The 5,119-nt window shown below is 68.5% G+C and carries 6 protein-coding genes; 3 read left to right on the top strand and 3 right to left on the bottom strand.

Translation table 11 applies throughout. The annotated features are described in order from the left end of the window. Positions 1-113: 113 nt before the first annotated feature. Positions 114-2,030 carry a Stk1 family PASTA domain-containing Ser/Thr kinase gene (pknB, locus tag STRIP9103_RS39050; RefSeq protein ID WP_048821787.1) on the top strand — a complete coding sequence of 639 codons (1,917 nt, stop codon included), beginning with the start codon at positions 114-116 and terminating at the stop codon, positions 2,028-2,030. A gap of 105 nt (positions 2,031-2,135) precedes the next feature. Beyond that, positions 2,136-3,089, top strand: coding sequence for a deoxyribonuclease IV (locus STRIP9103_RS39055; RefSeq protein ID WP_078614199.1), 954 nt, complete (start codon positions 2,136-2,138; stop codon positions 3,087-3,089). A gap of 9 nt (positions 3,090-3,098) precedes the next feature. On the opposite strand, the gene STRIP9103_RS39060 is transcribed toward STRIP9103_RS39055, so the two are convergent. After that, positions 3,099-3,374, bottom strand: coding sequence for a hypothetical protein (locus tag STRIP9103_RS39060; protein ID WP_009336871.1), 276 nt, complete (start codon positions 3,372-3,374; stop codon positions 3,099-3,101). Positions 3,375-3,428: 54 nt separating this feature from the next. After that, a complete protein-coding gene (locus STRIP9103_RS39065; RefSeq protein ID WP_009336864.1) occupies positions 3,429-4,085 on the bottom strand; it encodes a sulfite oxidase-like oxidoreductase in 657 nt (218 codons plus the stop codon). 176 nt (positions 4,086-4,261) lie between these two features. Between STRIP9103_RS39065 and bfr the strand changes: the two genes are divergently transcribed. Beyond that, positions 4,262-4,741, top strand: coding sequence for a bacterioferritin (gene bfr, locus STRIP9103_RS39070; RefSeq protein WP_009336866.1), 480 nt, complete (start codon positions 4,262-4,264; stop codon positions 4,739-4,741). Between the two features lie 37 nt (positions 4,742-4,778). On the opposite strand, the gene STRIP9103_RS39075 is transcribed toward bfr, so the two are convergent. Then, entirely contained in the window at positions 4,779-5,030 is a 252-nt protein-coding gene (locus STRIP9103_RS39075; protein ID WP_048821785.1) for a (2Fe-2S)-binding protein, read from the bottom strand. Positions 5,031-5,119 lie beyond the last annotated feature (89 nt).

Below are 5,119 nucleotides of genomic sequence, written 5' to 3' on the forward strand. Positions count from 1 at the left end.
CCCCGAGCTCTTGGGCGGGCGGCCGTCGTCAGCGGGTCACAGGTCTGCTGCAGTCCGTCTCCGCTGTCGCCGAACCCGGCAGGGTGTCCGTGGCGGCTCGTACACTCACCTGCGTGGACACGACCCTTCAGGACCCGCTTGTCGGCCAGGTGCTCGACGGCCGGTATCGAGTCGAGGCGCGGATCGCGGTCGGCGGGATGGCCACGGTCTACCGGGCCGTGGACACCCGCCTCGACCGGGTGCTCGCACTCAAGGTGATGCATCCGACGCTGGCCGCGGACGGCTCGTTCGTGGAGCGGTTCATCCGTGAGGCCAAGTCGGTGGCGCGACTGTCGCATCCGAATGTGGTGGGGGTCTTCGACCAGGGCACCGACAGGTCGTACGTCTACCTCGCGATGGAGTACGTCGCCGGATGCACCCTGCGGGACGTGCTGCGGGAGCGCGGGGCGCTGCAGCCGAGGGCGGCGCTCGACATCCTGGAGCCGGTGCTCGCCGCGCTCGGCGCCGCGCACCGCGCCGGGTTCGTGCACCGGGACATGAAGCCCGAGAACGTGTTGATAGGGGACGACGGCCGGGTCAAGGTCGCCGACTTCGGGCTCGTACGGGCCGTGGACACGGTCACGAGCACCACGGGCACCGTCCTCGGCACCGTCTCGTACCTCGCCCCGGAGCAGCTGGAGCACGGCACCACCGACACCCGCGTGGATGTGTACGCGTGCGGGGTGATGCTCTACGAGATGCTCACCGGCGGCAAACCGCACTCCGGGGACACCCCTGCCCAGCTGCTCTACCACGCCCTGAACGACGACGTACCGCCGCCGTCGGCCGCGGTGCCGGGGCTGCCGTACGAGCTGGACGAGCTGGTCGCCTCGGCGACGGCCCGCAACCCCGAGGTGCGACCGTACGACGCCGTGGCGCTGCTCGCGCAGACGCGTCAGGCGCGGGCCGCGCTGAGCGGTGAGCAGTTGGACGCGGTGCCGCCGCAGGCGACGGCCGACGGGCACGACAGTGCCGAGGACCGGACGAGTGTCATCCCGCGCTCGCTGTCGACGCCCCGCGCGGCTGCGGCGGGAGCCGACCCCCTCAACCGGACGAGCCGGTTCGAGGCGCCCCCGCCGCCGCCCCGGCGCACGCGCGACGCCGCGGCGCCTCGGCGTGGGGTGCTGGCGATCGTCGTCGCCGTGCTGCTGGTCCTCGGGGTGGGCGGGGGCGTCTGGTACATCAACTCGGGCCAGTTCACGAGGGTCCCGGCGGTGCTGAAGGTGTCCGAGTCGACCGCGAAGAAGCGGATCGAGGACGCCGGGCTCGATGTCCACATCAAGCGTGAGTTCAGCGACACGGTGAAGCGCGGGCAGGTGATCCGCACCGATCCGGGGCCCAGGGAGCGCATCCGGGACAACGACACCGTGACCCTGACGATCTCCAAGGGCCCGGAAGTCGTGAAGGTGCCCGATCTGGAGGGCTACCGGCTGGACCTGGCGAAGACCCGGCTGAAGAACGACGGGCTCCAACCGGGCATGGTGACGCGGGAGTTCAGCGAGGACGTCATCAAGGGCCAGGTGATCCGCACCGAGCCCGGCGTCGGCACCGAGGCGTCCTCGGGTTCGGCCGTGGCCCTCGTCGTCAGCCGGGGTGCCCCGGTGGAGGTTCCCGAGGTGGCCGGTTCCTCGGTCGAGGACGCCACCGCCCTGCTGGAACGGGAGGGCCTCAAGGTGAAGATCGCCTCGGAGCAGGTCAACTCCGAGTTCGACAAGGGCATGGTCGCCGAGCAGTCGCCGGGTGCGGGCAAGGAGGCCGCCGAGGGCGACACGGTCACCCTGACGATCTCCAAGGGGCCCGAGATGGTCGAGGTCCCGGACGTCGTCGGCGACAGCGTCGACGAGGCCACCCGGAAACTCAAGGACGCGGGCTTCGAGGTCGAGGAGGACCGGGGGCTGCTCGGTCTCTTCGGCGACGAGGTCAAGGGCCAGTCGGTGGAGGGCGGCGAGAAGGCGGCCAAGGGTTCGACGATCACGATCGAGATCGGCTGATCACACCTGTGGCCCCGGCCCGTGTCGGTCGGGGCCGCACACGTTCTTCGGCAGCCGCCGAAGCCGCCGTCCAGGCGCCGCGAGCCGCGTGACACCCTTGGTCCCGTGAGTACTCAGCAGTCCCGTGGCCTCCCCGGCCCCTCCGGTGAACCAACGAGTCGCTCCGGCGACCGAACCGGCGACTCCGGCGCACCAACCAGCCCGGCCCGCAACCCCGTTGGGGGTCATGTCCCCGTCGCCGGTGGGCTGAACTCCGTCGGGCTGACGTACGCCCGTGAGCTGAAAGCCGAGACCGTGCAGGTGTTCGTCGCCAATCCGCGGGGTTGGGCGACGCCCGTCGGGAACCCCCGGCAGGACGAGGAGTTCCGGGCGGCCTGTGCCGCCGAGTCGATCCCCGCCTATGTGCATGCCCCGTACCTGATCAACTTCGGTTCGCACACCGAGGCGACGGTCGAGAGGTCCGTGGAGTCACTGCGGCACTCGTTGCGCCGGGGACGGGAGATCGGGGCCCTCGGGGTCGTCGTGCACACCGGGAGCGCGACCGGGGGACGGGACCGTTCGGTGGCGCTCAAGCAGGTGCGGGAGTACATGCTGCCGCTGCTGGACGAGCTGACGCACGACGACGACCCGTTTCTGCTGCTGGAGTCGACCGCGGGGCAGGGCTCCTCCCTGTGCTCCCGCACCTGGGACTTCGGGCCCTACTTCGAGGCGCTCGACGCCCACCCGAAGCTCGGCGTGTGCCTGGACACCTGCCACATCTTCGCGGCGGGCCACGACCTGACCGGGCCGGACGGCATGCACCGGACCCTCGACCTGCTGGTCGACACGGTCGGCGAGGGCCGGCTGAAGCTGATCCACGCCAACGACTCCAAGGACGTCGTCGGCGCCCACAAGGACCGCCACGAGAACATCGGCTCCGGCCACATCGGCGAGGACCCCTTCCGGGCCCTCATGACCCACCCCGCCACCGAGGGCGTACCGCTGATCATCGAGACACCCGGCGGCAAGGAAGGCCACGCGGCGGACGTGGAACGCCTGAAGAAACTACGGGAAAGCTGAGGCGCCGGGTCAGTCCTTGTTCTCGACCAGCACGTGCGAGGTGTCGACGATGTGGACCACGAGCACGATGAGCAGGCCGTCACTGATGACGTACTCGATCGCCACGTTGCGGGACAGCGCGACCGAGCGGGTGTTCTCGTCACCGGAGATGGCTGCGGAGATCTTGGTGCGGGGATCTTTGGCCAGTATGACGAGCCCCTCCTGGAGCACGTCGAGGTGGTCATCCGGAAGGCTGTCGCGCACGCGCGCCGCGGCCTCCGAGAAGATCACGTTGAAGACGGCCATCTTGGCTCTCCCGCACGGTTGTCCTGTTGACCGGCGCTGAGCCTACCGACAGTTTCAGAGCTCAGGCCCCTCCCCCGGCTCCTCCTGGTACGAGTACCGCTGTTCCTTCCAGGGGTCGCCGATGTTGTGGTAGCCGCGTTCCTCCCAGAAGCCGCGCCGGTCGGCGGTCATGTACTCGATGCCGCGGACCCATTTGGGGCCCTTCCAGGCGTACAGGCTCGGTACGACGAGGCGGAGGGGGAAGCCGTGTTCGGCGGTGAGGAGTTCGCCGTCCTTGTGGGTGGCGAAGATCGTGCGGTCGGAGGCGAAGTCGGCGAGGCGGAGGTTGGAGCTGAAGCCGTACTCGGCCCACACCATCACATGGGTGACCTCGGCGGCCGGCGGCGCGATCTCCAGGATCGTACGGGCCGGAATGCCGCCCCACTCGGCGCCGACCATGCTGAACTTCGTCACACAGTGCAGATCCGCCACGACCGAGGCGTACGGCAGTGCGGTGAATTCCTCATGGTTCCAGGAGTGCTTCTCGCCGTCGGCGGTGGCGCCGAAGACCCGGAAGTCCCATCGCTCGGGACGGAACTTGGGGACGGGTCCGTAGTGCGTGACCGGCCAGCCGCGTTGGAGGCGCTGTCCCGGCGGGAGCTGCGGTTGTGCCGCGTTCTCGGAGTTCTCAGATGCGCGATCTCCCGATTCGCGTTCCACCGGCTGACCCATGACTCCATCCTGACAGACCCCGAGTGGTGCACATGACCAGGGGCCACCCGAGTCGGACAAATTTAACTAAGGCTGTACTAACTTACTAAGCTTGCACTTACTGGACGATCTTCGACGGCGGTGAAATCATCGCGGCGCAACCTCCCAGTCCCCCCGCTTGGAAGGAGCCCTACGCGATGCAGGGCGACCCTGAGGTCATCGAATTCCTCAACGAGCAGCTCACCGGTGAGCTGACCGCGATCAACCAGTACTTCCTGCACGCGAAGATGCAGGAGAACTTCGGCTGGACGAAGCTCGCCAAGTACACCCGGCACGAGTCGTTCGACGAGATGAAGCACGCCGAGGTACTCACCGACCGCATCCTCTTCCTGGAGGGGCTGCCGAACTACCAGCGGCTGTTCCACGTCCGGGTGGGCCAGACGGTCAAGGAGATGTTCGAGGCCGACCGGCAGATCGAGGTCGAGGCGATCGACCGGCTCCGGCGCGGCATCAAGGTGATGCGCGAGAAGGGCGACATCACGTCCGCGAACATCTTCGAGTCGATCCTGGAGGACGAGGAGCACCACATCGACTACCTCGACACCCAGCTGGAGCTGCTGGAGAAGCTGGGCGAGGCGCTCTACATCGCGCAGCTGATCGAGCAGCCGGAGAGCTGAGAAGCGAGAAGCACCGCCGCCGGTCCTCTTCCCACCCCTAGGCGGCTTCTTCGAGCTCTTCGACGCCGTCGAGTTCCGTGAGTACGGGCCTGCCCTGGTCGACCAGCTCACGCCGGGGGCACGCGCCCCGGCCGAGGAGCGCCTGGATGCGGCGTACGCAGGAGCCGCAGTCCGTGCCCGCCTTGCATGCCGACGCTATCTGACGAGGGGTGCAGGCGCCGTCCGCCGCGTGCTTCTTGACCTGCTGCTCTGTGATGCCGAAGCAACTGCAGACGTACACGCCGTTCACCTCCCGCCGGGATCGATAAGAGTGCCGCCCCGATTAATCGGTGAGGCTAACCTAACCTTACCCGTCGCCGAGGCGGGCCAAAAGTGGGG

Origin of the sequence: Streptomyces ipomoeae 91-03, from assembly GCF_000317595.1 — a bacterium.
Lineage (GTDB): Bacteria > Actinomycetota > Actinomycetes > Streptomycetales > Streptomycetaceae > Streptomyces > Streptomyces ipomoeae.